This is a genomic window from Brevundimonas sp. UBA6550 (assembly GCF_002434505.1).
Taxonomy (GTDB): Bacteria; Pseudomonadota; Alphaproteobacteria; order Caulobacterales; family Caulobacteraceae; genus Brevundimonas.
In genome coordinates, this window is the sequence record NZ_DJKE01000005.1 from 191826 (window position 1) to 215362 (window position 23537).

The 23537-nt window shown below is 69.1% G+C and carries 25 protein-coding genes; 15 read left to right on the plus strand and 10 right to left on the minus strand.

Features of this window, described 5'->3' with window-relative positions; all coding sequences use genetic code 11:
- Positions 1-28 precede the first annotated feature (28 nt).
- The 5 genes from B3Z70_RS05055 to B3Z70_RS05075 all read right to left on the minus strand — a co-directional run bounded on the left by B3Z70_RS05055 (position 29) and on the right by B3Z70_RS05075 (position 3471).
- Positions 29-550 carry a MobC family plasmid mobilization relaxosome protein gene (locus B3Z70_RS05055; protein WP_292022092.1) on the minus strand — a complete coding sequence of 174 codons (522 nt, stop codon included), beginning with the start codon at positions 548-550 and terminating at the stop codon, positions 29-31.
- 15 nt (positions 551-565) lie between these two features.
- Positions 566-2140, minus strand: a complete 1575-nt coding sequence (locus B3Z70_RS05060; RefSeq protein WP_292022093.1) for a ParB/RepB/Spo0J family partition protein — start codon at positions 2138-2140, stop codon at positions 566-568.
- A gap of 357 nt (positions 2141-2497) precedes the next feature.
- The gene (locus tag B3Z70_RS05065; protein ID WP_054765270.1) at positions 2498-2857 is read right to left on the minus strand and encodes a bleomycin resistance protein; all 360 of its coding nucleotides are present in this window, start codon (positions 2855-2857) and stop codon (positions 2498-2500) included.
- Between the two features lie 9 nt (positions 2858-2866).
- Positions 2867-3085 carry a GDCCVxC domain-containing (seleno)protein gene (locus tag B3Z70_RS05070; protein WP_082382644.1) on the minus strand — a complete coding sequence of 73 codons (219 nt, stop codon included), beginning with the start codon at positions 3083-3085 and terminating at the stop codon, positions 2867-2869.
- Positions 3082-3471, minus strand: a complete 390-nt coding sequence (locus B3Z70_RS05075) for a hypothetical protein (RefSeq protein WP_054765269.1) — start codon at positions 3469-3471, stop codon at positions 3082-3084. Before B3Z70_RS05075 ends, B3Z70_RS05070 begins: the two co-directional genes overlap by 4 nt.
- 78 nt (positions 3472-3549) lie before the next feature.
- Between B3Z70_RS05075 and B3Z70_RS05080 the strand changes: the two genes are divergently transcribed.
- The 7 genes from B3Z70_RS05080 (at position 3550) to B3Z70_RS05110 (ending at position 11314) form a co-directional block, all read left to right on the plus strand.
- Positions 3550-3975: a MerR family transcriptional regulator gene (locus tag B3Z70_RS05080; RefSeq protein ID WP_224761354.1), complete on the plus strand. Its 426-nt coding sequence runs from the start codon at positions 3550-3552 to the stop codon at positions 3973-3975.
- Positions 3976-4009: 34 nt separating this feature from the next.
- Entirely contained in the window at positions 4010-4393 is a 384-nt protein-coding gene (locus tag B3Z70_RS05085) for a hypothetical protein (protein ID WP_292044861.1), read from the plus strand.
- Between the two features lie 92 nt (positions 4394-4485).
- Complete coding sequence (locus B3Z70_RS05090; protein WP_082382643.1) at positions 4486-5760, plus strand: TolC family protein; 1275 nt, start codon at positions 4486-4488, stop codon at positions 5758-5760.
- A gap of 8 nt (positions 5761-5768) precedes the next feature.
- Positions 5769-7238 (plus strand): efflux RND transporter periplasmic adaptor subunit, encoded by a 1470-nt coding sequence (locus tag B3Z70_RS05095; protein ID WP_054766879.1) that lies wholly within the window; start codon positions 5769-5771, stop codon positions 7236-7238.
- Positions 7235-10384: an efflux RND transporter permease subunit gene (locus tag B3Z70_RS05100; RefSeq protein WP_292023525.1), complete on the plus strand. Its 3150-nt coding sequence runs from the start codon at positions 7235-7237 to the stop codon at positions 10382-10384. The genes B3Z70_RS05095 and B3Z70_RS05100 overlap by 4 nt, the downstream gene beginning before the upstream one ends.
- Complete coding sequence (locus tag B3Z70_RS05105; RefSeq protein ID WP_292023527.1) at positions 10381-10746, plus strand: copper-binding protein; 366 nt, start codon at positions 10381-10383, stop codon at positions 10744-10746. Before B3Z70_RS05100 ends, B3Z70_RS05105 begins: the two co-directional genes overlap by 4 nt.
- Before the next feature lie 106 nt (positions 10747-10852).
- Positions 10853-11314, plus strand: a complete 462-nt coding sequence (locus B3Z70_RS05110) for a DUF411 domain-containing protein (RefSeq protein ID WP_292023529.1) — start codon at positions 10853-10855, stop codon at positions 11312-11314.
- A gap of 19 nt (positions 11315-11333) precedes the next feature.
- Here the strand turns inward: B3Z70_RS05110 and B3Z70_RS05115 are convergent, their stop codons facing one another.
- From B3Z70_RS05115 to B3Z70_RS05135, 5 genes are read right to left on the minus strand one after another with little or no spacing between them, the layout of a single operon-like run.
- On the minus strand, positions 11334-11927 hold the full coding sequence (locus B3Z70_RS05115) for a cation transporter (protein ID WP_292023531.1): 594 nt from the start codon (positions 11925-11927) through the stop codon (positions 11334-11336).
- Positions 11924-15145 carry an efflux RND transporter permease subunit gene (locus B3Z70_RS05120; protein WP_292023533.1) on the minus strand — a complete coding sequence of 1074 codons (3222 nt, stop codon included), beginning with the start codon at positions 15143-15145 and terminating at the stop codon, positions 11924-11926. Before B3Z70_RS05120 ends, B3Z70_RS05115 begins: the two co-directional genes overlap by 4 nt.
- A gap of 10 nt (positions 15146-15155) precedes the next feature.
- On the minus strand, positions 15156-16322 hold the full coding sequence (locus B3Z70_RS05125) for an efflux RND transporter periplasmic adaptor subunit (RefSeq protein WP_292044866.1): 1167 nt from the start codon (positions 16320-16322) through the stop codon (positions 15156-15158).
- Positions 16319-17569: a TolC family protein gene (locus B3Z70_RS05130; RefSeq protein WP_292044870.1), complete on the minus strand. Its 1251-nt coding sequence runs from the start codon at positions 17567-17569 to the stop codon at positions 16319-16321. The genes B3Z70_RS05125 and B3Z70_RS05130 overlap by 4 nt, the downstream gene beginning before the upstream one ends.
- A gap of 54 nt (positions 17570-17623) precedes the next feature.
- Entirely contained in the window at positions 17624-17971 is a 348-nt protein-coding gene (locus tag B3Z70_RS05135; protein ID WP_292020428.1) for a hypothetical protein, read from the minus strand.
- 139 nt (positions 17972-18110) lie between these two features.
- On the opposite strand from B3Z70_RS05135, the gene B3Z70_RS05140 reads away from it, so the two are divergent.
- The 8 genes from B3Z70_RS05140 to B3Z70_RS05175 all read left to right on the plus strand — a co-directional run bounded on the left by B3Z70_RS05140 (position 18111) and on the right by B3Z70_RS05175 (position 23529).
- Positions 18111-18758: a cation transporter gene (locus B3Z70_RS05140; RefSeq protein ID WP_292020427.1), complete on the plus strand. Its 648-nt coding sequence runs from the start codon at positions 18111-18113 to the stop codon at positions 18756-18758.
- Complete coding sequence (locus B3Z70_RS05145) at positions 18755-19438, plus strand: class I SAM-dependent methyltransferase (protein ID WP_292020425.1); 684 nt, start codon at positions 18755-18757, stop codon at positions 19436-19438. Before B3Z70_RS05140 ends, B3Z70_RS05145 begins: the two co-directional genes overlap by 4 nt.
- 27 nt (positions 19439-19465) lie before the next feature.
- On the plus strand, positions 19466-19768 hold the full coding sequence (locus B3Z70_RS05150; RefSeq protein ID WP_292020423.1) for a CC_3452 family protein: 303 nt from the start codon (positions 19466-19468) through the stop codon (positions 19766-19768).
- 148 nt (positions 19769-19916) lie between these two features.
- Positions 19917-20204: a signal peptidase II gene (locus B3Z70_RS05155; protein WP_292020421.1), complete on the plus strand. Its 288-nt coding sequence runs from the start codon at positions 19917-19919 to the stop codon at positions 20202-20204.
- Positions 20201-20422, plus strand: a complete 222-nt coding sequence (locus tag B3Z70_RS05160) for a signal peptidase II (protein WP_292020419.1) — start codon at positions 20201-20203, stop codon at positions 20420-20422. Before B3Z70_RS05155 ends, B3Z70_RS05160 begins: the two co-directional genes overlap by 4 nt.
- Before the next feature lie 64 nt (positions 20423-20486).
- The gene (locus B3Z70_RS05165) at positions 20487-21032 is read left to right on the plus strand and encodes an MAPEG family protein (protein ID WP_292020417.1); all 546 of its coding nucleotides are present in this window, start codon (positions 20487-20489) and stop codon (positions 21030-21032) included.
- A gap of 75 nt (positions 21033-21107) precedes the next feature.
- Positions 21108-21524, plus strand: a complete 417-nt coding sequence (locus tag B3Z70_RS05170) for a MerR family transcriptional regulator (protein WP_349677227.1) — start codon at positions 21108-21110, stop codon at positions 21522-21524.
- A gap of 67 nt (positions 21525-21591) precedes the next feature.
- Complete coding sequence (locus B3Z70_RS05175; protein WP_292044873.1) at positions 21592-23529, plus strand: cytochrome c/FTR1 family iron permease; 1938 nt, start codon at positions 21592-21594, stop codon at positions 23527-23529.
- Positions 23530-23537 lie beyond the last annotated feature (8 nt).

Below are 23537 nucleotides of genomic sequence, written 5' to 3' on the forward strand. Positions count from 1 at the left end.
TCGAACCCGCGCGATGCCCGAAAGTCGGTCACGACGCCGGCGCCCAGTAGGCGAGATTGCCCTCGAAGGCCTCGCCGAGCGCTTCGACCCAAGCCGAGATTTCGGCCTGAAAGGCGCCGAGTTGCGCCAGTTCCAGATCCAGCACCGCGCCGTCCATTACGGCGGTGTTCAGCGCGCGGGCGATCTGGTTGATGTTCACGCCGATCCGCCTGAGCTCGCGGCGCACCTCGATCAGGGCCAGAGCGTCGAGCCGGCTGAACTGCGGCCGATCATGCAGGCGGCGACGGATGAGCGCAACGCTCCACTGGGTTCGAGACAGCCCCATCGCCGCCGCCTCGCGCTCCAGGAGACGCAGGTCCGCTTCGCCAAGACGCAGGGTCAGCTTGCCCGACCGCACCGCCACCGGTGCTTCCTCCGGCGCCGGGAGAGCCGCCTGGGCGGCGCCGTCCATGAGCCGCCGGAGAAGTCGCGAGCGTCCGCCTCGACCGGCCGCGGCGGCGTCGAACCGGCGGATCAGATCGGGCGAAACGCGAAGGGTGAGGCGGTCCATGGGAGAGTGGGTCTGTCAGACATTGCCGGCGCAAAGCCTATCCTGCCCTAGACCGTCACCCCCTTCGCCCCGTAGGCCTCCGGTGCTGCCCGCCCTCCCCTCGGCGACCGAAGCCGGCCGCTCGCCCGCCGCCCTGAAGGGCGCCCCAGCCGGGCGGTCCACAATACTGCGGCCGCCGGTCCACAGTCTCAGGCGTTCTGACTTGTTCGCCGAAACGAAATCTGATTTCGTTTCGATATGACGCAGCCCCATGGTCCTGTGGGCCGTCAGGTCGATCAGCAGCCGGTCCGACAACGCCGCTCCGCCCTCGTCGGGCGCGTCCGCGCCTGCCTGCGCCCCACCGTCCGCACCGTCGTCCGCCGCCTCTTCCTCCGACCACGGCGACGGCGGATCGGCGGGCACGTCCTCGGCCCGGACCAGACCGCGTTCGAAGCGGGCGAGGCCGTCGTGGCCGAGCATCACCATGACCCCGGCGCGCGCCCTGGCCTCGGGGGCGTAGGCGAAGTCGGGACCGAAGGCCTGCAAGGCCTTGTCGATCTCCTCCAGCCGCGCGTCGGCCTCGGGGGACAGGCCGTCGTCACCGGCCTCCGAAACGATGCCGTCGTACTCCTCGGACAGGGCCGCGATCTCGGCGGCGTCAGCCTCCGACCGTTCGACCGCGACCGGATAGACGCGACCGAACGCGGACAGGTCGGGATACTCCAGAGCCGCTTCGGCCCACTTCCAGCCCTCCCGCCCGCGCGCTTCGTCAGCCAAACCGGTCAGCTTCTCGCCGACGAGCCGGTCGAGCAGGACCACGTCCTCCAGCCAGCCCCCACCATCCTCAGTGAACAAATCCCGGAGGATTCCCCCGCCCGCCGCCTCATAGGCCTCGACGCCGACGAAGCGGACGCGCCGGTCGCCCACCGCCACCTTGGCCTCGGTCATGGCCCGGCGAATGGCGTGGACGGGACGATACTCGCCCAACTGCTCGAACACCTGCCGCTGCCGGTTCTGATCCTCGCTGACGCAGAAGGCCATCAGCTGGTCCAAGGCCAGCGCCCCGGCCCGATAGGCCGCCATCAATTCAGGCGCCGCCGCGCCCAGCCGCAGCCGCTGACGCACGACATGGGCCGACACCCCGAACCGGGCGCCGATCTCCTCGGCGCCGTAACCCCTCTCTTCGGCGAGCCGCTGGAAGGCCTCGAACTGGTCGGCGGGATGCATGGCCTCGCGCGTCATGTTCTCGTCGAGACTGATCTCGTGGGCGTCGTTCTCGGCGTCCACGATGCAGCGCACCGGATGGGTCCGCTTGATCGCCTTGCGCTTGGCCAACAGCCGCAGCCCCTGACGGCGGCCCTCGCCGATGGTCACGAGGTAGTTCCCGGTCGGAACGCCCTCCCCGTCCCGCTCGACCTCGACCACAGGCGGCTGCAACACTCCCTTGGCCTTGATGGAGGCCGCGAAGGCCTCGATGGTCGCCGGGCTGTGCGGGGTCTTCCTCGCATTCTTCGGCGAGGCCTTGAGCCGGTTCAGCGGCACGATCACCTCCGCGCCATGCTGCGGCGCGGTCGCTTCGGTCGGGGCGGTTTGGGTGGATTGAGCAGTCATGTCTCTGCCTCCTTTGGGCAAGGGTTGCAGGCACGCGAACCGCGCGCCTGAAACCCTGCCCGTCGGCGAGACCGGGGTAGCAAGGGCCAGGGCGGACCGGCCGGAGGGGGATCGCCCGACCTGCACAAGCCTGACCGTGATGATTGGCATGACGCCCTTCGCCTGCGCGGAAGGTCGGGGAGACCGGCCGGGCCGGCGGCGAAGCCGCTTTACCCTGGCCTGCGCGAGGGCGTCGCCCTTAGCTCTTGGCGGCGGCGTCGCCGGCGCGGTCGCGCGCCTCCAGACCTGAAGCGTCGCAAGGGCGTGGCGCGGACACTTTGCGCCCGGCCGATTGTCGCGCCGGGATCTCCGGCGGCCTCAGTTTTGTATCAGTCGAAGCAGCGTTCCGTCGGGATCGATCAGGGCGCCCACCCAGCCGCCCCAGTCCTCGACCCTCGGCGCATGCAGGCGCGGCTGGCCCCAGCAGGTTTCGGCGAGTCCCGTCGACTTGCAGATCTCATAGAAAGTGTCGAGATCGTCCAGTCGCAGGCAGCAGCTGAAGTCGTTGGTCGACGGGTCGAGGTCGGGATGGGGGAAGAACTCCAGCGTCAGTTCGCCACGCGTCAGGATCATCCAGCCGTCGTCGCGCCAACCCTGGACGAAGCCAAGGGCGATGTAGAAGCGCGAGGTCGCTTCGAAGTCGCGGGACGGGAGGTTGGGGGTTGCGTGATCGCTCATCGCGCCAGACTAAGCGCAGCAACCCTTTCCATCCACCTGGATCGGCGGACAGGGCACGTCGGCGTAGGAGCAGAAGACGCAACAGTCACCGGCCTTGGGCTTGAGCGTTCGACCGCAGCCCAGGCAGTCATAGAAATACAGGCAGGCGTTCGTGGGCATGGTCTCGGTCGCAGAGTGGCCGCAGTGCGGGCACACCAGCGTGGACTGCAACTCCACCGCGGCCGTCATCGGGCCACCGCCAGGCGGGGCAGCGCCCACGGCTCGATGATGGGTTGCCAGGCCAGAGACAGCGTGACCAGCACCGTGGCCGCCACGAGCAGCCAGAACGCCACACGCGACGGCCGCCGGCACGACGCATCGCGGCGACATCGCTGGCGCCGCCGCCAGTGAAGCGCCCATCCTGCGAGCAAGGCCGCGATCGCGACGAGCGTCAGCCAGCCGCGCATCCCGGCGATCACCGCCGCTCCCGCGAACGTGACCCCTGCGAGCGAGAGCGCGAGCGGCAGGACGCAACAGGCGGCCCAAGCGAACAGGGACGCGGCGGCGCCGGCGGCGGCTGACACGCTGACCGCCATCTCCGGAACGTTTCCGTTTTTGTTTTCTGGCGCGTCCATGGCTTTCCCTCGCTCGATCGATCGCTAGGATGCAACCCGTAGCGGCTACGGGATCAAGCGGAAATGTCGGCGAGTGTCTTGACGATCGGAAAGTTGGCGGCGGGCGCTGGCGTGAACCTCGAAACGGTGCGCTACTACGAAGGCATCGGCCTGATGCCGAAGCCGGGCCGCACCCGCGGCGGCCACCGCAGCTATGACCCCGAACATCTCGAGAGGCTGCGGTTCATTCGCCGCTCGCGGGAGCTGGGATTCGGCGTCGACGCCATTCGCAAGCTGATCGCGCTTAGCGAACCGGGCCTGCAAGCCTGCGCCCAGATCAGGGACCTTGCGAGCGAGCATGTCGCCGGCATCGACGCCAGGATCGCCGACCTTCAAAGATTGCGGGGTGTGCTCCAGCAAGCGGTCGACGCCTGCGAGGCGGGCCGGCGAATCCACTGCCCGGTCATCGCCGAACTCGGCTCATCGGAGCCGGCGAGGGCCTTGCTCCAGACCCGTCGATCTTGACTCGGCATGGCGTGAGGAGCCTAGTCGGGTTCGCATGTGGGCCCTGATCCGCTCCCTTCTCGTCGCCTTGGCCCTGACCGGCTTCGTCGGTCAGACGACGGCGCATGCGACCCCTTCGCCCCCGATGACGCCGGCGACGGCGACCACGATGGACATGTCGGACTGCTGTCCGGACTGCCCCGAAACGGCCGCGCCGGTTTCTGACCCGTCCTCCAAGTCCAAGGCGCCGTGCCGGGACATGAGCTCCGCCTGCCTCGCCAAGGTCGGCTGCGCCGGCCTGGCCGTTCCCTTCCCCGGCCCGGCGGCGCTGGCCGCCCCGTTTCCCCCACATCGTCTGGCCGTCCTGCGTCCGGCCGACACCGACCGCGACGGAGTCGGTCCGCCGCCGCTGCAAGGTCCTCCAAAGCCCCAGGCCTGAAGCCACGCCCTGAACGACTGCCGACGCCGTCTGGCGTCGCGCCGCCGTCCGTCGCGCTCGCTCGAGCCTCGTCAACTTTCGGACCTTGACCCATGTCGAACCCCATTTGGCCGACCGCGCCAGGCGTCGCGCCGCGCCGCGCCGGCCTCGCGGCGAGCCTGATCGCCCTGCTCCACGCGTCCGGGCCCGCCCTCGCCGACCCCCTTACGTTCGACCAGGCCCTGACCCGGGCCGAGTCGGCGCCGGATCTGAGAGCCAGCGACCTGGAGGTCGCAGCCGCCCGCTCCGGCGCCGACGCGGCCGGACGACTGCCGGACCCGGAGTTGACCTTCGGCGTCGACAATTTTCCGGTGTCGGGTCCGATGGCCGGCCGCTTCGGCGACGACGAGATGACCATGGCCCGCATCGGCCTGATGCAGAGCGTGCCGAGCGGCGAGCGGCGGCGCGCCGAACGCGCGGTCGCCGACGCCGACATCGGCGTGGCCGAGGCCCGGGCGGGCATCGCCCGGCGCGACGTCCGCCTCGCGGCGGGGCTGGCCTGGATCGACCTGCACTACGCCGACCGCAAGCGCCGCGCGGTCGAAGAGGTCCTGGCGACCCTGGAGCCGCTGTGGGAGGCCGCCCCCGCCGGCGTCGCCTCGGGCGCCGACCGGCCGGCGACGGGGCTGGCGCCCGTCCGCCTCAGGGCCGCCCTGGAAGATCGACTCGCGGGCCTGCGGGCCGACGAGGCCCGGGCGCGCGCTGAGGTGACCCGCTGGACTGACGATCCCGCGCCCACGACCGCCGGGACGCCGCCTCACGTCGAGGTCGATCCTGCGACCCTGCGGGCCGCCCTGGACCGCCTGCCGATGCTGCAGGCCTACGCCGCGGCGGGCACGCGCGCCGACGCCGATGTCGCCATGGCCCAGGCCGGGCAAAGGCCCGACTGGGCGTTCGAGGTCGAGTACGGCCGACGCGACCCGATGTTCGGCGACATGGTCTCGGTCGGCGCGCGTGTCAGGTTGCCTCTGTTCGCCGACCAGCGACAGGCTCCGGTGATCGCGGCCCGGTCCGCCGACGCCGCCCGGGTCCGTGTCGAGCGCGAGGCCGCGCTGCGGACGCTGCGGGCTCAGCTCGAGAGCGACCTCGCAGACCATGTCATGCATCACGACCAATGGCTGAGGGCGCGGGACGTGGTCCTGCCTGACGCCCTGCGGCGCGCGGACCTGGAGACCGCCAGCTACGGCGCGGGCCGCGCCGGGATCGGCGAGGTGCTGGAAGCCTTCACCGCCGTCGCCGACGCCCGCCTGGAGGCGTTGGACCGCGAGGCCGCCGTGGCCCGCGACGCCGTGCGGCTCACGCTCATCTATGGGAGCGCCGATCAATGACCCGCCTCATGTCCCCCCGCGCCCGGCTGGCGGCGGCGGCCGTCCTGTTGCTCGCCGTCGGCCTGGGCGGCGGCCTGCTGGCCGGCCGATGGCTGCCGGCCGCCAAGGCGCCGACCGCCGCCTCGGGCGACGGCCGCGCCGTGCTCTACTGGTACGATCCCATGGTCCCGGACCAGCATTTCGACGCACCTGGCAAATCGCCCTTCATGGATATGCAGCTGGTTCCTCGCTACGCCGACGAGGCCGGCGCGGCGCCGGGCGTCCGCATCGACCCGTCCCGAATTCAGGCCTTGGGCGTCCGCTTCGCCACGGCGCGACAAGGTCGGCTGGCGGACGATCTGACCGCCACCGCCGTGGTCGATTTCAACCAGCGCGACATCGCCGTCGTCCAGGTCCGAGCCGCCGGATTCGTGCAGCGGACCTACAATCGCGCGCCCGGCGACATCATCGTCGCCGGGGCGCCGCTGGCCGATCTGCTCGTCCCGGACTGGGGCGGGGCCCAGACCGAGTATCTGGCGGTGCGGCGCAGCGGCGACGATCGCCTGATCGAGGCGGCGCGCCAGCGCCTGGTGCTGCTGGGCATGCCCGAGAGCCTGATCACTTCGGTCGAGCGGAGCGGCCGGCCGCGCACCGTCATCACCGTCACCAGTCCCATCGGCGGCGTGATCCGCACCTTGGGCGTCCGGTCTGGCATGAGCGTCCCGGCGGGCGCGACCCTGGCTGAGATCAACGGCCTGTCGACGGTCTGGCTCAACGCCGCCGTTCCTGAAGCCCTAGCCGGCCGCCTGCGCACCGGTCAGATGGTGGACGTCACGCTCGCCGCCTTCCCGGGCGAGCGGTTCACCGGTCGTCTCACGGCTCTGCTGCCCGAGGTGGCCGGCGAGAGTCGCACGGTCACCGGGCGCGTCGAACTCGCCAACCGTGGCGGCCGGCTGCGGCCGGGGATGTTCGGCCAGATCGCCCTCGGCGGTGGCGGAACTGACGCCCTGGTCGTCCCTTCCGAAGCGGTGATCCGCACCGGAACCCGTACGCTGGTCATGCTGGCCGAGCCGGGCGGGCGGTTCCGCCCGGCCGAGGTCCGTATCGGCCGCGAGGCCGCCGGCCAGAGCGAAGTCCTCGCCGGCCTCGCCGAAGGGGAGCGGGTGGTGGCCTCCGGCCAGTTCCTGATCGATTCCGAAGCCAGCCTCTCAGGGGTCGAGGCGCGGCCGATCGGATCGCCCGGCGCCGCGACGGCGGCGGCCGCTCCGACAGTCCACCAGACGACGGGACGGGTCGAAGCCTTGACGCCCGGGTCAATCACCATTTCGCATCCGCCGATCGCCAGCTTGAACTGGCCGGCCATGACCATGGCCTTCGACCTTCCCGACGCCGCCCGTACGCGCGGCCTGGCCGTCGGCGACCGGGTCCGCCTCGACTTCGAGCTGAAGGCCGGCAAGGCGACGATCCTGCGTCTCACCCCCGTCGAGGCCAGACCGTGATCGCCGCCGTCATCCGCGCCTCGGTCAAGGCCCGCGTCTTCGTCCTGCTTGCGGCGCTGGCCCTACTCGCCGCCGGTCTGTGGGCCGCGCGCAGCACCCCGGTCGACGCCCTGCCGGACCTCAGCGACGTTCAGGTCGTCATCCGCACGAGCTATCCGGGCCAGGCGCCCCAGATCGTCGAGAACCAGGTCACCTATCCGTTGGCCACGACAATGATGTCCGTCCCGGGCGCGCGCACGGTGCGCGGCTATTCCTTCTTCGGCGACAGTTTCGTCTATGTGCTGTTCGACGACGGGACCGACCTCTACTGGGCCCGCTCACGGGTGCTGGAATACCTCAACCAGGCTCAGTCCAGGTTGCCCGAGAGCGCCCGACCGGCGCTTGGGCCGGACGCCACCGGCGTGGGCTGGATCTACGAATACGCCCTGGTCGATCGGACCGGCCGCCACGACCTGTCGCAGCTGCGGTCCCTGCAGGACTGGTTCTTGCGCTATGAGCTCAAGACCGTGCCGGGCGTAGCTGAAGTCGCCAGCGTCGGCGGCATGGTCAAGCAATACCAGGTGGTCCTCGATCCGGCCCGGCTCGCCGGCTACGGCGCCACCCACCAAGCCGTCGTCGAGGCCATCCAGCGCGCCAATCAGGAGACCGGCGGCTCGGTGCTGGAACTGGCCGAGGCCGAATACATGGTCCGGGCCAATGGCTACCTGACCGACCTGGACGATTTCCGGGCCGTTCCGATCCGGACGGCGGCAGGCGGCGTGCCGGTCCGGCTGGGCGACGTGGCGACGATCCAGGTCGGACCGGAGATGCGCCGCGGCATCGCCGAACTGAACGGCCAGGGTGAGGTGGCGGGTGGGATCGTGATCCTGCGCTCCGGCGAAAACGCCCGCGCCGCCATCGCCGCCGTCCGGGACAAGCTGGAAGGCCTGAAGGCGAGCCTGCCGGCCGGGGTCGAGGTGGTGACCACCTACGACCGCTCTCAGTTGATCGACCGGGCCATCGCCAATCTCAGCACCAAGCTCCTGGAAGAGTTCCTGGTCGTGGCCCTGGTCTGCGGCCTGTTTCTCTGGCATGCGCGCTCGGCCCTGGTCGCCATCCTGACCCTGCCGCTGGGGGTGCTGGCCGCCTTTCTCGTCATGCGCGTCCAGGGCGTGGACGCCAACATCATGTCGCTAGGCGGCATCGCCATCGCCGTCGGGGCCATGGTCGATGCCGCGGTCGTGATGATCGAGAACGCTCATAAGCATATCGAGCGCTGGGAGCACGACCATCCAGACGAGCGTCTGCAAGGCGAGGCCCGCTGGCGGGTCGTCACCGACGCAGCCGCCGAGGTCGGGCCGGCGCTGTTCCTGAGCCTTGTCATCATCACCCTGTCGTTCGTGCCGGTGTTCAGCCTGCAAGCCCAGGAAGGCCGGCTGTTCGCGCCGCTGGCCTTCACCAAGTCCTACGCAATGGCGGCGGCGGCCATCCTGTCCGTCACGCTGGTCCCGGTGCTGATGGGCTATCTGATCCGCGGCCGCATCCCGGCCGAGCGGGAAAATCCGCTGAACCGGGCGTTGACCCGAGCCTACCAACCCGCGCTGGACTGGGTGATGGGCCGACCCCGGCTGACGCTGCTGCTCGCGGCCCTGGCCTTCGCCACCACCGCCTGGCCGCTCAGCCAGCTGGGCGGCGAGTTCCTGCCCAGTATGGACGAGGGCGACCTGCTCTACATGCCCTCGGCCCTGCCCGGCCTGTCGGCGGCCAAGGCTTCGGACCTGCTGCAACAGACCGACCGGATGATCTCGACCGTGCCGGAGGTGAAGACGGTGTTCGGCAAGGCCGGGCGGGCCGAGACGGCCACCGACCCCGCGCCGCTGGAGATGTTCGAGACCACCATCCAGTTCAAGCCGCGCGATCAGTGGCGGCCGGGCATGACGCCAGAGAAGCTGGTCGAGGAGCTTGACCGCGCCGTCCAGGTTCCGGGGCTGGCCAATGTCTGGGTGCCTCCGATCCGCAACCGCATTGATATGCTGGCGACCGGCATCAAGAGCCCCATCGGAGTGAAGGTTTCTGGGGCCGATCTGGCCGAGATCGACCGGATCGCCGCCGAGGTGGAACGGGCGGCCAAGGGCGTGCCGGGCGTGAGCTCCGCCTTGGCCGAGCGGCTGACCGGCGGCCGCTATATCGATGTCGACATCGACCGCGCCGCCGCCGCGCGCTACGGCCTCAACATCGCCGACGTGCAGTCCATCGTCGCCGGCGCCATCGGCGGCGAGACCATCGGACAGACCATCGAGGGACTCGCCCGCTACCCCATCAACGTCCGGTATCCGCGCGAACTGCGCGACAGCCTCGAAGGGCTGCGCGCCTTGTCTGTGCTGACGCCGTCAGGACAGCAGATCACGCTCGGCACGGTCGCCGAGGTCCGGATCGCTGACGGTCCGCCGATGCTGAAGACCGAGAACGGCCGGCCATCGACATGGGTCTACGTCGACGTCCGCGGGCGCGACCTGGCGTCGGTCGTTTCCGACCTCAGGACGGCCGTGGCCCGGGACGTGCGGTTCTCTCCCGGGGTCAGCGTCGCCTATGCCGGGCAGTTCGAGTACCTGCAGCGGGCCGCGGCGCGGCTGATGATCGTCGTGCCCGCGACCCTGCTGATCATCTTCGTCCTGCTCTACGTGACCTTCGGCCGACTCGACGAGGCCGCCCTCATCATGGGAACCCTGCCGTTCGCCCTGACCGGCGGAATCTGGATCCTCTATTTGCTGGGCTATCACCAGTCTGTCGCCACCGGTGTGGGGTTCATCGCCCTCGCCGGGGTTTCGGCGGAGTTCGGCGTGGTCATGCTGATCTACCTCAAACATGCTCTGGCCGACCGGGGGCCTTCGCCCTCGCCGGACCAGGTCGCCGAGGCCGTGCGCGAAGGCGCGCTGCTGCGGGTGCGCCCCAAGGCCATGACGGTCGCGGTGATCCTCGCCGGCCTCTTCCCCATCCTGGTCGGCCACGGCGCCGGCTCGGAGGTCATGAGCCGCATCGCGGCGCCCATGATCGGCGGCATGCTGACCGCCCCCCTGCTCTCGATGCTGGTGATCCCCGCGGCCTACCTGCTCCTGAGACGCCGATCGTCCCCCTCCACTGCTTCAATCCAAGGAGACACCCCTTGAAGCGCTTTCTGACCCTCACCGCCTTCGCCTCGACCGCCTTGCTCGCTGCCTGCGGCCAGCCGACCGAACCGGCGCCAGACACCGCCGCGCCCGCCGAGGACGCAGCAATGGCGCCCATGGCGCCGACCCCCGCCGCGCAGACGACCGGCCACGGAACCGGTGTCGTAACCGCCGTCGATCCTGCAGCCGGGACCGTCACGCTCGACCATGGCCCAATTCCGGAGGTGGGCTGGCCGGCCATGACGATGGGCTTCAAGGCGGATCCGGCGCTACTGGCGACGGTCAAGACCGGCGACCGGGTCCGCTTCGACCTGGTGATCAAGGGCGGGACCAGCGAGATCACCGCCATCCGTCCGGAATAGACCGGTCCGGGTCGGTCAAGGTCGGTCGTCGCCGCGACATCACGGACGTCGCGGCGACGACGCGCCCCGCCTAGAGTCATCCTTGTCAGCCTCTCAAGGAAGTCCGATGTCATCCATCTTCCTGTCACGCAGAGTCCTGCTGGCCGCTGCGCCGGCTCTCACTGCCGCTGGAACCGCTTGGGCCGCACCCGAGAATCGGTTGACCGCCTACAAGACGCCCTGGTGCGGCTGCTGCGGCGGCTGGATCAGCCACATGCGTCAAGCCGGTTGGACGGTCGAGGTCATCGAGCATGAGGACCTCGCGCCGATCCGGGCCCGACACGGGATCCCGGATCGATTGGCCTCCTGCCACACGGCCGTCGTCGGCGCCTATGCGGTCGAGGGTCATGTGCCGGCCGGCGACGTCGATCGCTTGCTGCGTGAACGCCCGGCTGCTCGCGCCCTGAGCGCCCCCGGCATGCCCGCCGGCTCGCCGGGCATGGAGGCCGCAGGACGCGAGCCCTACACCACGATGCTGATCCTCAACGACGGTTCCACCCGGGTGTTTGGACGGCACAACGGCGCCTGACCCTCCGTCGGCGAGCGGGCTAGGCCTCGTCCGCTTCCGAGCCCCGCGCGTCCTCCAAGATCTCCAGGCCGCCCTTGGCCGCGACGCCAGCGACCAGAACTCCGACCACCAGATCCGGCCACGACTGTCCGAGCCAAAGCACCAGACCGCCGGCAACGATGATCCCGCCGTTGGAGGCGAAGTCGTTGAAGCTGAACGTCTCGGCGGCGCGCAGATTGACATCGTCGCCGTCCAGCCGCCGCAGCATCTGCAGGCAGATCAGGTTCACGACCGCGGCGATGACCGCAAGGCCGATCATGGTCCAGCCGATTGGCTCCGCCCCGAACCACCAACGCCGCCCCGCATCGATCAGCACCCCGGCGGCGAAAACCAGCAGAAGGACGCCCGAGACCCGGGCGGCCCGCCGCTTCCACGCAATTGCGCGCCCCACGGCCAGGAAACTGATCAGATAGACGACCGAGTCCGAGGCGTTGTCGACCGCGTTAGCCAGCAGGGCGCTGGAATCGGCGATCACTCCGCCGATACCGAGCGCTGCGAAAAGCAGCGCATTCAGGATCAAAACGACGAGCAGAGTGCGTCGCTGCTCGCGGTCTTTCGCGTTCAAGGCTGTCAATCGTCCATTCCTTCCGAGGCTCGGTGTCTGACCGCCCTGGCGGCGAAGGTCGGCAAGACCAGAAGGGTCAACGCCGTTGCGGTCAAAAGGCCGCCGATGACCACGGTGGCCAAGGGCTTTTGCACCTCTGCGCCCGCCCCGTGCGCCAGCGCCATCGGAATGAAACCGACGATCGCCACGAGCGCGGTCGTCAGGACCGCTCGCAGACGACTGGAGGCGCCTTCGACCGCCGCCTCCATCGCCGGCAGGCCGGATGTCAGTCGCTCGCGAATAGCCTGCATCAGCACCAGGCCGTTGAGGGTCGCCACGCCCGAGACCGCGATGAAACCGACGGCGGCCGAGACGGAGAACGGCATCCCGCGCAAAAAGAGAGCGAGGGCTCCGCCAACGAGCGCAAGCGGCACGCATGCGAAGACCAACCCAGCCTCGGCGAAGGAGCCCAGCGCCAGGAACAGCAAGACTCCGATCAGGATGAAGACGATCGGAATGACGACGCCGAAGCGCTGCTCAGCGCGCTTGAGATTTTCAAACTGGCCGCCCCAGTCGAGATGCACGGCCGCCGGCAGGTCGATCTCTCCAACCCGCGACTGGGCCTCGGAGACGAAACCGCCCAGATCCCGTCCCCGCACATTGGCCTGGACGACCATCCGCCGGCTGCCGTTCTCGCGGCTGATCTGGTTGGGGCCTTCGGCGGTCTGAATCCGGGCCACCGAAGCGAGCGGTACGACGACGCCTGACGACGAGACGATCGGCAAGGCGGCGAGGGCTGCGGGATCATTGCGAGCGTCATCCGGCAGACGGACCACCACATCGAAGCGACGATCGCCTTCGAAGATGCGACCCGCTTCTGCCCCCCCGACGCCCACGGATACGGCCTCGCTGACATCGGCCGCTGACAACCCGTAATTGGCGGCGGCGAACCGGTCGACGCTGACCGTCAGCGTCGGCAAACCCGACGCCTGCTCCACCCGCACGTCAGCCGAGCCCGGCGTTGCTCGCAGAGCCGCGGCGACCTGGTCCGCGACGCCCTGCATCGTGACGAAGTTGTCGCCGAAAACAGTGACTGCGAGGTCGCTTCTCACGCCTGAGCTCAGTTCGTTGAAACGCATTTCGATTGGCTGACTAAATTCGAACGCGTTTCCGAGCTGCTCCATGGCGGTGGCCTCGAGGCGCTCGACCAGTTCCTCCTTGTGTAGACCGGGCTCGGGCCAGTCGTTTCGATCCTTCAAGATGATGACCGCATCGGAGATATTCGGCCCCATTGGGTCGATCGCGACCTCGGCGGTGCCCGTCTTGGAGAAAACCGATTGAACCTCGGGCGTCGCCAGAAGAGCGCGTTCGAGATTCTGCTGCATTCGAAGCGACTGTTCGAGTGACGTCGCCGGAGGTTTGGCCACGAACATCGACACGTCGCCCTCGTCGAGCGTGGGGATGAACTCCCTGCCCAAGGCCATGAAGGACGCCGCGCCGACCGCTACGGCCGCCACCGCCGAGATCAGAACGACCTGGGGCCGGGCCACCGCCTGCCGGATGGCCGGCTCGATCCACCGGCGGGCGAAGCGGAGGATCCGCGTTTCATGTTCGACGACCTCCCCGTCGGGTCCGACGTGCGAGGATTTGGGATCTCGCACGAGCAGCGCGGTCATCGCGGGCACGAAGGTGAAGGAGAAGATGAAAGCCCCTACGAGCGCCAGCATCACGGTGGCGCCCATCGGCTGGAAGGTCTTGCCTTCCACGCCTTCCAGCAGCAGCAACGGTGCGAAGACGAGGAGGATGATCAACTGGCCGAAAGCGGCTGGCTTAACCATCTGGCGCGCGGATTGGATCGCCACCCCTAACCGCTCGTGGCGGGTAAGCACCCGACCGAGTTGGGCGCGCCGTTGAGCCAGCAGCAGAAGGGTGTTCTCGATCACCACCACTCCGCCGTCAACCATCAGCCCGAAGTCCAGGGCGCCCAGGCTCATCAGGTTGCCGCTGATCCCGAAGTGGTTCATGCCGATGACGGCGAACAGAAAGCTGAGCGGGATCATCAGCGCGGTGATGCTCGCCGCGCGGATGTTGCCCAGCAGCAGGAACAGGATCACCACCACGAGCAGGGCGCCCTCGGTCAGATTGCGCGCCACTGTGGCGATGGTGGAATTGACCAGCTCGCTCCGGTTCAACACCGGCGTTGCGACGATCCCCGGCGGCAGGCTGTCGCCGACCTCGGTTAGACGTTCCGCCGCGGCTTGAGCCACCGTGCGGCTATTGCCGCCGGCGATCATCAGAGCCGTTCCCATGACCACCTCGTGGCCATCCCGGCTGGCGGCTCCGAGCCGAAGCCCCTGCCCGACCTCGACCGTGGCGACGTCAGCGACGCGGATGACGAGACCGCCCCGGTTCACAATCGGCGCCTGCCTCAAATCCTCGACGTTGCCCGCCAAGGCATCCGTGCGAACGACCAGGGCCTCTCCACCCCGTCGAATGAAGCCGGCGCCGGCCTGGGTGTTCGCCCGTTCGAGCGCTTCGGTCAGGTCATTCAGCCCAAGACCATAGCTGGAGAGCCGCGCTACATCCGGTCGAACCGCATACTCCTTGACGTAGCCGCCGATCGTATCGACGCCGGCAAGTCCCTCGGTGCCGCGCATCAGAGGCGCGACGATCCAGTCCTGAACCGTGCGGAGATAGGTGGCGCGCTGCTCTGGCGTCGCGAGCCGTTCGCCTTCGGGAGTCAGATAATCGCCCCCCGCTTGCCAACCCGGCTGGCCGGGTCGGGACAGGTTCTGGCTGTTGAACGGCACATAATCGACCGTCCACATCAGCACTTCGCCCAAGCCGGTGGTGATGGGAGAAAGCGCGGGCTCGACACCCTCGGGCAGACCCTCACGAGCGGCCGCCAGCCGTTCCGCGACCTGCTGGCGCGCGAAATAGATGTCTGTCTCATCGGTGAAGATGGCGGTGATCTGGCTGAACCCGTTGCGCGATAGCGATCGGGTGCTCGTCAGGCCAGGAACGCCCGACAGCGCGGTTTCAAGCGGATAGGTCACCTGGCGCTCGATCTGTTCCGGCGCGAGGGCGGGAGCGACCGTGGTGATTTGCACTTGGCGGTTGGTGATGTCCGGGACCGCGTCGATCGGAAGCTTGGTCAGTTCAAACAGACCCAGTCCGGCGACGAGGGCGACGGCGATGACGACGAACCAGCGGAACCGGACCGACGCCGAAATGACGGCATTGAACATGGATCGATCCCTAGTCTTCGTCTTCGGCCTCGCCCTTGGCGAGTTCCGCTTTCAGGAGGAAGGCGTTGGCCCCCGCGATACGTTCGGAGCCGTCCAATCCGCGCAGGATTTCGGTTCGGTCTCCGGCTTGCCGGCCGATCAGCACCGGAACGGCCCGGAAGCCGTCCGCCGTTTGCACGAAGACCACAGCCGAGCCGTTCACGGTCTGGACGGACTCGGACGGCACGGCGAGACCATCCGACAAGGCGCCGGTCACGACCGTACCGCTGACGGCCGAGCCGGCGGGAGGCAAGCCTGCGTCGACGGGCCGGGCGCGGATGATCGTCGCGCCGCTTTGTTCGCTTGCATCGACGGCGACCCCGGTGACGACCGCAGCGAACTCGCCGTTCGCCCCTTGCACATTCATCCGGACGCCGGGGCTGACTTGAGCGGCCAAGGCGGGAGGCGCATTGAAAACGATCTCGACACGGGCGGGATTGGTGACCTCCGCGATCACGCTCCCTTGGGCCGCGAAGCCACCAGGTCCGACCTGAACGCTGGTCACAACGCCGTTGATCGGGCTGGCGACGCTTACGCGACCCGATGCGCTTGGCGATCCGGCTGCAGCCGTGCGGGCGCGCGCTGCCCGCGCCGCCGCCTCCGCGCTCAGCGCCTGCGCCCGCGACGCTTCGACGTCCTGTCGGGCGACGACGCCCGCCTGCTCCAGATTTTGATCCCGCTCGTAAGCGCGACGCGCGGCCTCCGCTGAAGCGTTGGCGGCTTCCGCGTCCGCGCGGTAGGTGGCGGCGTCGCCACTCACCAGAATGGCCAAGGGCTGTCCGGTTCGCACCGGTTGTCCGGGCGCCACCAGAACCCGCTCGACCCGCCCGCCAATCACCGCCGCGACAGAGGCTCGCGCATCGACCATCGGTTCGACCCGACCGCTCAACCGGGTCTCGCCGCCTCCGCCACCAGCGACCGTCACCACGGCGATACCGGCCGCCTGGATCTGGGCCGGAGTGAGGACCACGACGCCCTCGGCGGCGCCGCTTTCCGCCTCATGGCCTTCCTCCCCACTTTCTTCGGCGGCAGGCGCGGGCTCCGGGCCGAAGACCGAATAAAGCCCGACGCCGCCAAGCAGGATCACGGCGGCGGCTCCACCCAGGAGCCAGGGTTTGCGAAGCGAGGTGTGATTCATTGCGACGTTCCAAAAGGGGCGCGGCCTTGCAGGCGCGCGAGGTCGATTTCGGCGCGGACCCGCGCGAGGCGAGCGTCAACGGCGGCGTTGCGGGCGGAGATCAAGGCAGCGCGGGATGAGCGCAGCTCGAGTTGTGAGATACGGCCGGCTTCGAATCCGATCCTCGATAGCCGGTAGGCCTCCTCGGCCGCGGCGACGCCGGCGTCGGCCGCGGCGACCCGGCTAGCCGAAGCGCTGAGACGCGCCATCGCGGCGTCACGATCCGCCTGCGCCTCTTGACGGGCGCCCAGCAGCCGGGCGTCGGCGGCCCGAAACTCGGCCTGCGCCGCTTCGATGTTGCCTCGGTTGCGATCGAACAAGGGCAGCGGCAAGCTCACGCCCAGCGTGACGGCGGTGGCGTCTTCGGCTTCATAACGGCGAACGCCGACGGACGCGGTCACGTCGGGTCGGGACCTCAAGCGCTCCACGTCGATCCGGCGCTCCGCCGCCTCACGATCCGCTTCCGCCACCCGTACTGTAAGCGTTCCGGCTGCGCCGTCGTCGCTCGCCGCCAGGGGCGCGCGGTCGAGCAGGCCGCTGTCGATGGAGGTCACCGGAGCGGTGGCGACCGCCCTCAGCCGGGCGAAAGCCGCATCGCGTTCTGCTTGGGCTTCATCCAGCGCGGCGCGGGCGGCGGCCGCTTCGCTCTCTCCCTGGATACCGCGCAGCAAGGGCTCACGTCCCTCCTCGACCAGAGTCAGGGCCGCCCGCGTATCGGCTACGGTGAGCGATAACGCCTCCTGAGCGAGGTCCGCGCGCCTTTCCGCAGCCTCAGCCTCGGCATAGACCAGCGCGAGACGTCCCGCGGCCTCGATGCCCGCCATGTCACGCCGCAAGGAGGCGGTTCCGGCGTCGGCGCGCGCCGCTTCGACGCGGGCGCCCCGGCGACCCCACAATTCCAGGTCCTGGCTGAGCGAGAGCGTGGTTTCGGCGTTGTTGTAGCCCTCGAATGGGCCGCTTCCGAAGGCGTTTTCAACCTCGAGCGCAGCGGTCGGATTCGGCCTGACCCTCGCCTGACGCACGCGCGCCTCGGCGGCGTCAAGCAAGGCGTCGGCCTCAAGCGTCGCCGGTGATTGGCCGAGACGCTGCAGAAGCGTTTCGTAGCTCGGCGCGGGATCGGCCCAGGCGGGACCGGTCAGACTGGTCGCCAGGGCGACCAGCGCGCAGCCCGCCGCGAGATGCGGCCGACGGCGAATGGGAGAAGGCATGATCTCATGTCCCGAAAGGTTGACGTGAAAGGCGCCGCTCAGGGCGCAGTCCCGTCAGCCTTGGGGCGGTCGATCCGGTCCGGACGGCGTGCGCGAGACGAAGGCGTCGGCCGGGGCGACCCGGCTGGAGACGCTGCGAACCGGCATCAGGGCCGGAGGCGAAGGCGCGTCCGCGGCGGTCATGGCGATGTGGTGACACTGGCAGTAGCTGCAGAACGGCCCGCACTGGCGGGGCTCGTCCGGCCGGGAGTCCGCCGGTTCCGAAACGACCACCGTCGCGGCCGTTGTGGATCCCGCCGGCCATTCACAGGCCATCGCATCGACGGACGTCATGCCGAAAACGGCGATGAACGCCGCCAGAAGCGTCGCCAGTAGACCACGATGGAATCGGGAACGTCCCATAAGCCCCCTTACCATGATTGTCCGACAGATCAATCAGAACGGCATGGCTCGCTGTCGACCGTCCGCTTCGCGCATTTTCCGCTTGATCCTCTAGTTGCTAGAGGATGCAGAAGGGGGGTGTTCTCACCGGAGTCTCCCCATGTCGACGCCTCTGACACCCGACGCAACCCCCGCTGCAGGATGCGGTTGCAGCACGCCGAAGTTCGATGGCGCCACCCCGGCGTACCGCCGGATCCTGGTGACCGTGATCGCCATCAACGCCCTCGCGTTCGTGGCGATCATCGGGGGTGCGATCGCACAAGGGTCCGCCTCGCTCGGCGCCAACGCCCTCGACTTCCTGGCCGACAGCGCCACCTACGCGATCAGCCTTTGGGCCATCGGCCGGAGCGTTCGCGTCCGCGCGGGCGCCGCGCTTCTAAAGGGGGCCAGCCTCGGCTTGCTGGCGCTCTCGATCCTTGGCTTCGCCATCTGGCGTGCGGTCACGGGGGCTCCGCCGGAGGGCTCGGTGATCACCGGCCTCGGACTGTTCGGGTTTGCCGCCAACGTCATCGCCGCCCTCCTTCTGGTGCGCCACCGAGACGGCGACGCCAACGTCCGCTCGGTCTGGCTGTGCACCCGCAACGACCTGATCCAGAGCCTCGTGGTCGCCGGGGCGGGCGCCCTCGTCTGGTTGACCGCGTCGCGGTGGCCGGACCTGATCGCCGGAATTCTGCTGGCCGGGGTGTTTCTGCAGTCCTCCTGGGCGGTCGTGCGTCAGTCGCGCGACGAACTGCGCGAGGCCGCATGACGACGATCGACTACACGCCCGCCCTCGGTCACTCAGGCCTGAGCGGCCTCTACGACCTGGCTATTGCGCTCTGGACGCGCGAGCGCCGCTGGCGATCGGCCTTCCTCGACCAGATCGCCCCCGGGGCTTCTGAAACACTCGTCGATGTCGGTTGCGGCACAGGCGCGCTCACCGCCTTGATCGCGGCAGAGGCGCCGACGGCGAAGGTGATCGGGATCGATCCCGATCCGGATATTCTCGCCCGCGCCCGAAACCGGGCGACGAAGCGCGGCCTGGCCGTCGTCTTTGCCCGCGGATACGCCGACGACGCGGCGACGCTGGTCGGACCCGGCCGGGCGGACAAGGCCGTCTCCAGCCTGGTCTTCCATCAGGTTCCGCTCGCCGGCAAACGGAGCGGCCTCGCCGCGATGTTCGACGCCCTCCGGCCCGGCGGCGAGCTGCATATCGCCGACTACGGTCTGCAACGCACTCCGCTGATGCGATTTCTCTTCCGCCAGGTCCAGGCGCTCGACGGTCGGGAAAATACCCAGCCGAGCGCTGAAGGCGTTCTCCAGGGCCTCATGGCCGAGGTCGGCTTCGAGGGCGTGGAGGAATGCAAGGTCATTCCCACGCCGAGCGGCTCGATCTCCCTCTACAGGGCGCGCAAGCCGCTAGCTCGCCCTATCGCTGCTCGACCCTGACTCATCCCCTCACCAAAGGAGCCTTCAATGCGCACGGTTCTCTCCATGCTCACCCTCTTAGCCGCCTTCGCCGCTGCCCCCGTCGTCGCCCAGTCAACCGCGCCGACACGCGCGGTCCTGGCGGACGCGTCGCGCGTCCCCGCCCGCGCCACCATCATCGATGGTGCGAACTGGCGCTGCGAAGGCCAGACCTGCACCGCCTCAGGCGGTGTTGATCAGCCGGCGCCGCGCGCCTGCCGCCGCGTCGTGGCCCGTTTCGGCGCCGTGACAGAGTTCTCGTGGAAGGGCACGGTCCTCTCGGGCGAGCAACTGGCCGTATGCAACCGGTGACGGCGGTAACGTCAATGTCGATGTCATGCCCGACCCGTCAGGGTTTAGAGACAATGGTCTTCTCGCCAAGCCTGGTGGCCGACACCGCCTCCGACGCCGAACGGCTGGATTTCCTTTTACAGAGCGCGCAAGTCCGTGGGCGGCGCCGATGACTAAAACGCCCTTGCCTTCCAGCCTCGCACGAACGCTCGGCTTTGCTCTGGCGGGGTTCCTCGTGGTCGTGGACCAATCGACCAAGGCCTGGGCTCGCGCTCAACTCGACGAGCCGGTGGACCTCGGTCCTTTCCTGAACCTGATCCTCGGCTTCAACCGGGGCGTCAGCTTCGGCTTGCTGTCGGCCGATGGGGATGCGGGGCGCTGGCTCCTCGTAACGGTCACCGGTTTGATCGCGGCGGCGATGCTGGTCGCGATCGGCCGTTCACGACGTCAAGCATGATCTTCGCACTGGCGCTGGTGGCCGGCGGGGCGCTGGGCAACATCGTCGACCGCGTCCGATCGGGCGCGGTGACGGACTTCATCGACGTTCATATCGGCAAGGCGCATTGGCCGACGTTCAACCTCGCCGACGCCGCCATTGTTCTCGGCGTGGCGGCCCTGATCTTCTTGTCGGCGCGGAACGCCAGGGACGACGGCGCCGTGGAGATTCGGCGGTGAGCTTGCGGTCGGAAGGTCAGTTGCGCCCGGAGGCCCGCTCGCCCGCCGGGATGAGGGACACGACATGATGAGGCTCGACAAGGAGCAGACGCTCATCCTCATCTGGTCGATGGCCGCCATCGCAATGACCGTCGCCGTGCTGGTCGGGGCCTGGATGGGGCTGCCGCCGCAGTGGGCGGGGATCGACGGAGCGCCGCCGCTCGCCGAGCGGCTGGCGTATGCTTTGCGGGTCGATCTGCCAATCTTCCTCTGGCTGGCTGGCTGCGTCCGCGTAGTGGCCAGCGTGCGTTTTCGCTCCGACGCGGACCGCCCGGGGTCGGCCTACGCGCCGCCGAGCGCCCGGCTGGCGGCGCCCGCGGCCGTCCTGCAGAACTCCCTGGAGCAGACGGTTTTGGCCTTCGGCGGCCATTTGATCCTGGCTACCACCTTGAGGGGGCCCGAGCTCGTCCTCCTGCCCGCTCTCGTCGCGCTCTACCTTTTCGGTCGTGTGACCTTCGCGTTCGCCTACCCCAAAGGCGCGGCGGCCCGGGCCTTCGGCATGGCGCTCACCGGCGCCTCGACCTTGGCCGCTTACGCCATCGCCATCTTCCAGATTTTCTTGGGTCGTTGAGTTCGCCCTCCGCCTCTAGTCGCGGACCATCCCGCCCCCTAGGTTCCCGCCATGCCCGATGCTCCCGCCTTCGCCCTGCAAACCATCGGCAAGCTGGCGGCCGCCACCGGGGTGAAGGTCCCTACCATCCGCTTCTATGAGCAGATCGGTCTGCTCCCCGTCCCACCGCGCACGGCTAGCGATCGGCGACTTTACGACGGGGACGCGTTGCGCCGACTGTCCTTCATCCGTCACGCGCGTCAGCTGGGTTTCGACCTCGACGCCATTCGATCGCTGCTGGATCTGGCCGACCATCCTGAAAGGCCCTGTAGCGAAGCCAACGCTATCGCCCAGCGCCACCTCGCCGATGTCACGATCAAAATCTCTCAGCTGAAGGCGCTCCAGGGAGAGCTATCCCGCATGACCGCCGAATGCGCAGGCGGCCGCGTCTCGGCCTGCAAGGTCATCGAGGTCTTGCATGATCCGGCGCCTGCAGCCGTCCCGACGGCCTAAGCGCGACATTGGCCGCGACACCTCGTCGCACGAATGCTAATGCGACCCGTTCACAGCTAGGCTCGTCATGCGTCATCTGCTCCGATCGCTTCTCTTGGCTCTTGCCTTGGGCTTCTCCATTCCCGCCCACGCCCAAGCCCCCGCCGCCTCCGAGGCCCAGGTCGCCTGGCGCTTGCTGGATTATGTCGCGGTCGACTATGCCGGCGCCGTCGCGAACGGACAGGTCATCAGCGCTGCCGAATACGGAGAAATGATCGAGTTCGCCGGTCAGATCCGCACCCGGATCGCCGCCCTCCCCGCCCATGAGGCGAAAGCGGACCTCTCGCGGAACGCCGCAGCGCTCGAGAGCAGCATCCGCGCCAAAGCCTCGCCGGAAGACGTCGGCGCCCGGGCCAAGTCCCTCGCCGCGGCGCTGCTCGCGGCCTATCCGAGCCCGCTGGCGCCGGCCTTCCCACCCGATCTCGCCCGGGGGCAGGCCCTCTATCAGGAGCAGTGCGCCGTCTGCCACGGCGTCACCGGACGAGCCGACGGCGAGGGCGCCCAGGGGCTGGATCCCGCGCCCATCGCCTTCGCTGACGTCGAGCGCGCCCGCCAGCGCAGCGTGTTCGGCCTCTATCAGGTGATCGACCAGGGCCTGGACGGCACCGCCATGGCCAGTTTCGCGCATCTCCCGGCGGAGGATCGCTGGGCCCTGGCCTTCTACGTCGGGCGGTTCGCCTTCACCGACGCCGAGGCCGCCGAAGGCCAACGTCTGTGGGAGAGCGATCCGGCGATCCGCACCGCCTTCCCCACCTTGGCCTCCGTCACCCAGACCACGCCCGCCGACCTGGCGTCGCGCATCGGCGAGACCAAGGCCCGCGCCGTCACCGCCTACATCCGCCGGCATCCGGATGCCGCCTCTCCGGCCTCGGGCGGCGCGCTCACGCTCGCCCGCACACGCCTGGCGGAAAGCCTGGCGGCCTACCGCGCGGGCGACCGCAAACAGGCCGCCGATCTGGCGCTCTCGGCCTATCTCGACGGCTTCGAGCCGGTGGAGCCGGCGCTCGGCGCCCGCGACGGCGCCCTGCTGCGTCGTGTCGAAACCGCCATGACCGGCCTGCGGGCCGCCATCGGGCGCGGCGCGCCCGCCGAAGAGGTCCAGGCCCAGGTCGCGCGGCTCAACGCCCTGCTCGACACCGCCGAACGGGCCCTGGCCCCGCAGGAGGCGGACAACGTCGCCAGTTTCGCGGGCGCCTTCACCATCCTGCTTCGCGAAGGCCTGGAGGCTCTGCTGATCGTGGTCGCCATGATCGCCTTCCTGCGCAAGGCGGAACGCCCCGAGGCGCTGCGCTATGTACACGGCGGCTGGGTCGCGGCCCTGCTCGCCGGCGGGGCCACCTGGGCGGCGGCGACCTTCCTGATCTCGATCAGCGGGGCGAGCCGGGAGCTGACGGAGGGCTTCGGTTCTCTGCTGGCGGGCGCGGTCCTGGTCTCGGTCGGCATCTGGATGCATGGCAAGTCCCACGCGGACGCCTGGCAGATCTACATCCGCGAGAAACTGTCCAAGGCCCTGTCGGGGCGGTCGGCCTGGCTGCTGTTCCTGCTCGCCTTCGTGGTGGTCTACCGCGAGGTGTTTGAGACCATCCTGTTCTACGCCGCCATCTGGAGCCAAGGCGGCCATGTCGGCATGCTGGCCGGCGCCTTGACCGCCGTGGCCATTCTGGCGGTCATCGCCTGGGCCCTGCTGACCTACAGCAAGCGCCTGCCGATCGGTCAGTCCTTCTCCCTCAGCTCGATCCTGATGGACGTGCTTTCGGTCGTGCTGGTCGGCAAGGGGGTCGCGGCCCTGCAGGAGGCGGGCTGGATCGATGTCCATCCGATCGCCTGGCTTCCCCGAATCGAGATCCTTGGCCTCTACCCGACGCTCGAGGTCGTCGGGGTCCAGATCCTGACCGTGGCCATTCTTGCGATCGGCTTCGTCCGATCGTCCCGGCCGTCGGGCACAAAGGCCCCGACTGCCGCCTGATCTCTAAT

Excerpts from the sequence above, each read along its gene's own strand:
- B3Z70_RS05150 (WP_292020423.1), top strand. The coding sequence starts at position 19,466 with ATGCGCACGGTTCTCTCCATGCTCACCCTCTTAGCCGCCTTCGCCGCT.
- B3Z70_RS05160 (WP_292020419.1), top strand. The coding sequence starts at position 20,201 with ATGATCTTCGCACTGGCGCTGGTGGCCGGCGGGGCGCTGGGCAACATC.
- B3Z70_RS05090 (WP_082382643.1), top strand. The coding sequence starts at position 4,486 with ATGTCGAACCCCATTTGGCCGACCGCGCCAGGCGTCGCGCCGCGCCGC.
- B3Z70_RS05110 (WP_292023529.1), top strand. The coding sequence starts at position 10,853 with ATGTCATCCATCTTCCTGTCACGCAGAGTCCTGCTGGCCGCTGCGCCG.
- B3Z70_RS05055 (WP_292022092.1), bottom strand. The coding sequence starts at position 550 with ATGGACCGCCTCACCCTTCGCGTTTCGCCCGATCTGATCCGCCGGTTC.
- B3Z70_RS05165 (WP_292020417.1), top strand. The coding sequence starts at position 20,487 with ATGATGAGGCTCGACAAGGAGCAGACGCTCATCCTCATCTGGTCGATG.
- B3Z70_RS05095 (WP_054766879.1), top strand. The coding sequence starts at position 5,769 with ATGTCCCCCCGCGCCCGGCTGGCGGCGGCGGCCGTCCTGTTGCTCGCC.
- B3Z70_RS05075 (WP_054765269.1), bottom strand. The coding sequence starts at position 3,471 with ATGGACGCGCCAGAAAACAAAAACGGAAACGTTCCGGAGATGGCGGTC.
- B3Z70_RS05175 (WP_292044873.1), top strand. The coding sequence starts at position 21,592 with ATGCGTCATCTGCTCCGATCGCTTCTCTTGGCTCTTGCCTTGGGCTTC.
- B3Z70_RS05085 (WP_292044861.1), top strand. The coding sequence starts at position 4,010 with ATGTGGGCCCTGATCCGCTCCCTTCTCGTCGCCTTGGCCCTGACCGGC.
- B3Z70_RS05135 (WP_292020428.1), bottom strand. The coding sequence starts at position 17,971 with ATGGGACGTTCCCGATTCCATCGTGGTCTACTGGCGACGCTTCTGGCG.
- B3Z70_RS05125 (WP_292044866.1), bottom strand. The coding sequence starts at position 16,322 with ATGAATCACACCTCGCTTCGCAAACCCTGGCTCCTGGGTGGAGCCGCC.
- B3Z70_RS05140 (WP_292020427.1), top strand. The coding sequence starts at position 18,111 with ATGTCGACGCCTCTGACACCCGACGCAACCCCCGCTGCAGGATGCGGT.
- B3Z70_RS05145 (WP_292020425.1), top strand. The coding sequence starts at position 18,755 with ATGACGACGATCGACTACACGCCCGCCCTCGGTCACTCAGGCCTGAGC.
- B3Z70_RS05155 (WP_292020421.1), top strand. The coding sequence starts at position 19,917 with ATGACTAAAACGCCCTTGCCTTCCAGCCTCGCACGAACGCTCGGCTTT.
- B3Z70_RS05060 (WP_292022093.1), bottom strand. The coding sequence starts at position 2,140 with ATGACTGCTCAATCCACCCAAACCGCCCCGACCGAAGCGACCGCGCCG.
- B3Z70_RS05120 (WP_292023533.1), bottom strand. The coding sequence starts at position 15,145 with ATGTTCAATGCCGTCATTTCGGCGTCGGTCCGGTTCCGCTGGTTCGTC.
- B3Z70_RS05070 (WP_082382644.1), bottom strand. The coding sequence starts at position 3,085 with ATGACGGCCGCGGTGGAGTTGCAGTCCACGCTGGTGTGCCCGCACTGC.
- B3Z70_RS05130 (WP_292044870.1), bottom strand. The coding sequence starts at position 17,569 with ATGCCTTCTCCCATTCGCCGTCGGCCGCATCTCGCGGCGGGCTGCGCG.
- B3Z70_RS05065 (WP_054765270.1), bottom strand. The coding sequence starts at position 2,857 with ATGAGCGATCACGCAACCCCCAACCTCCCGTCCCGCGACTTCGAAGCG.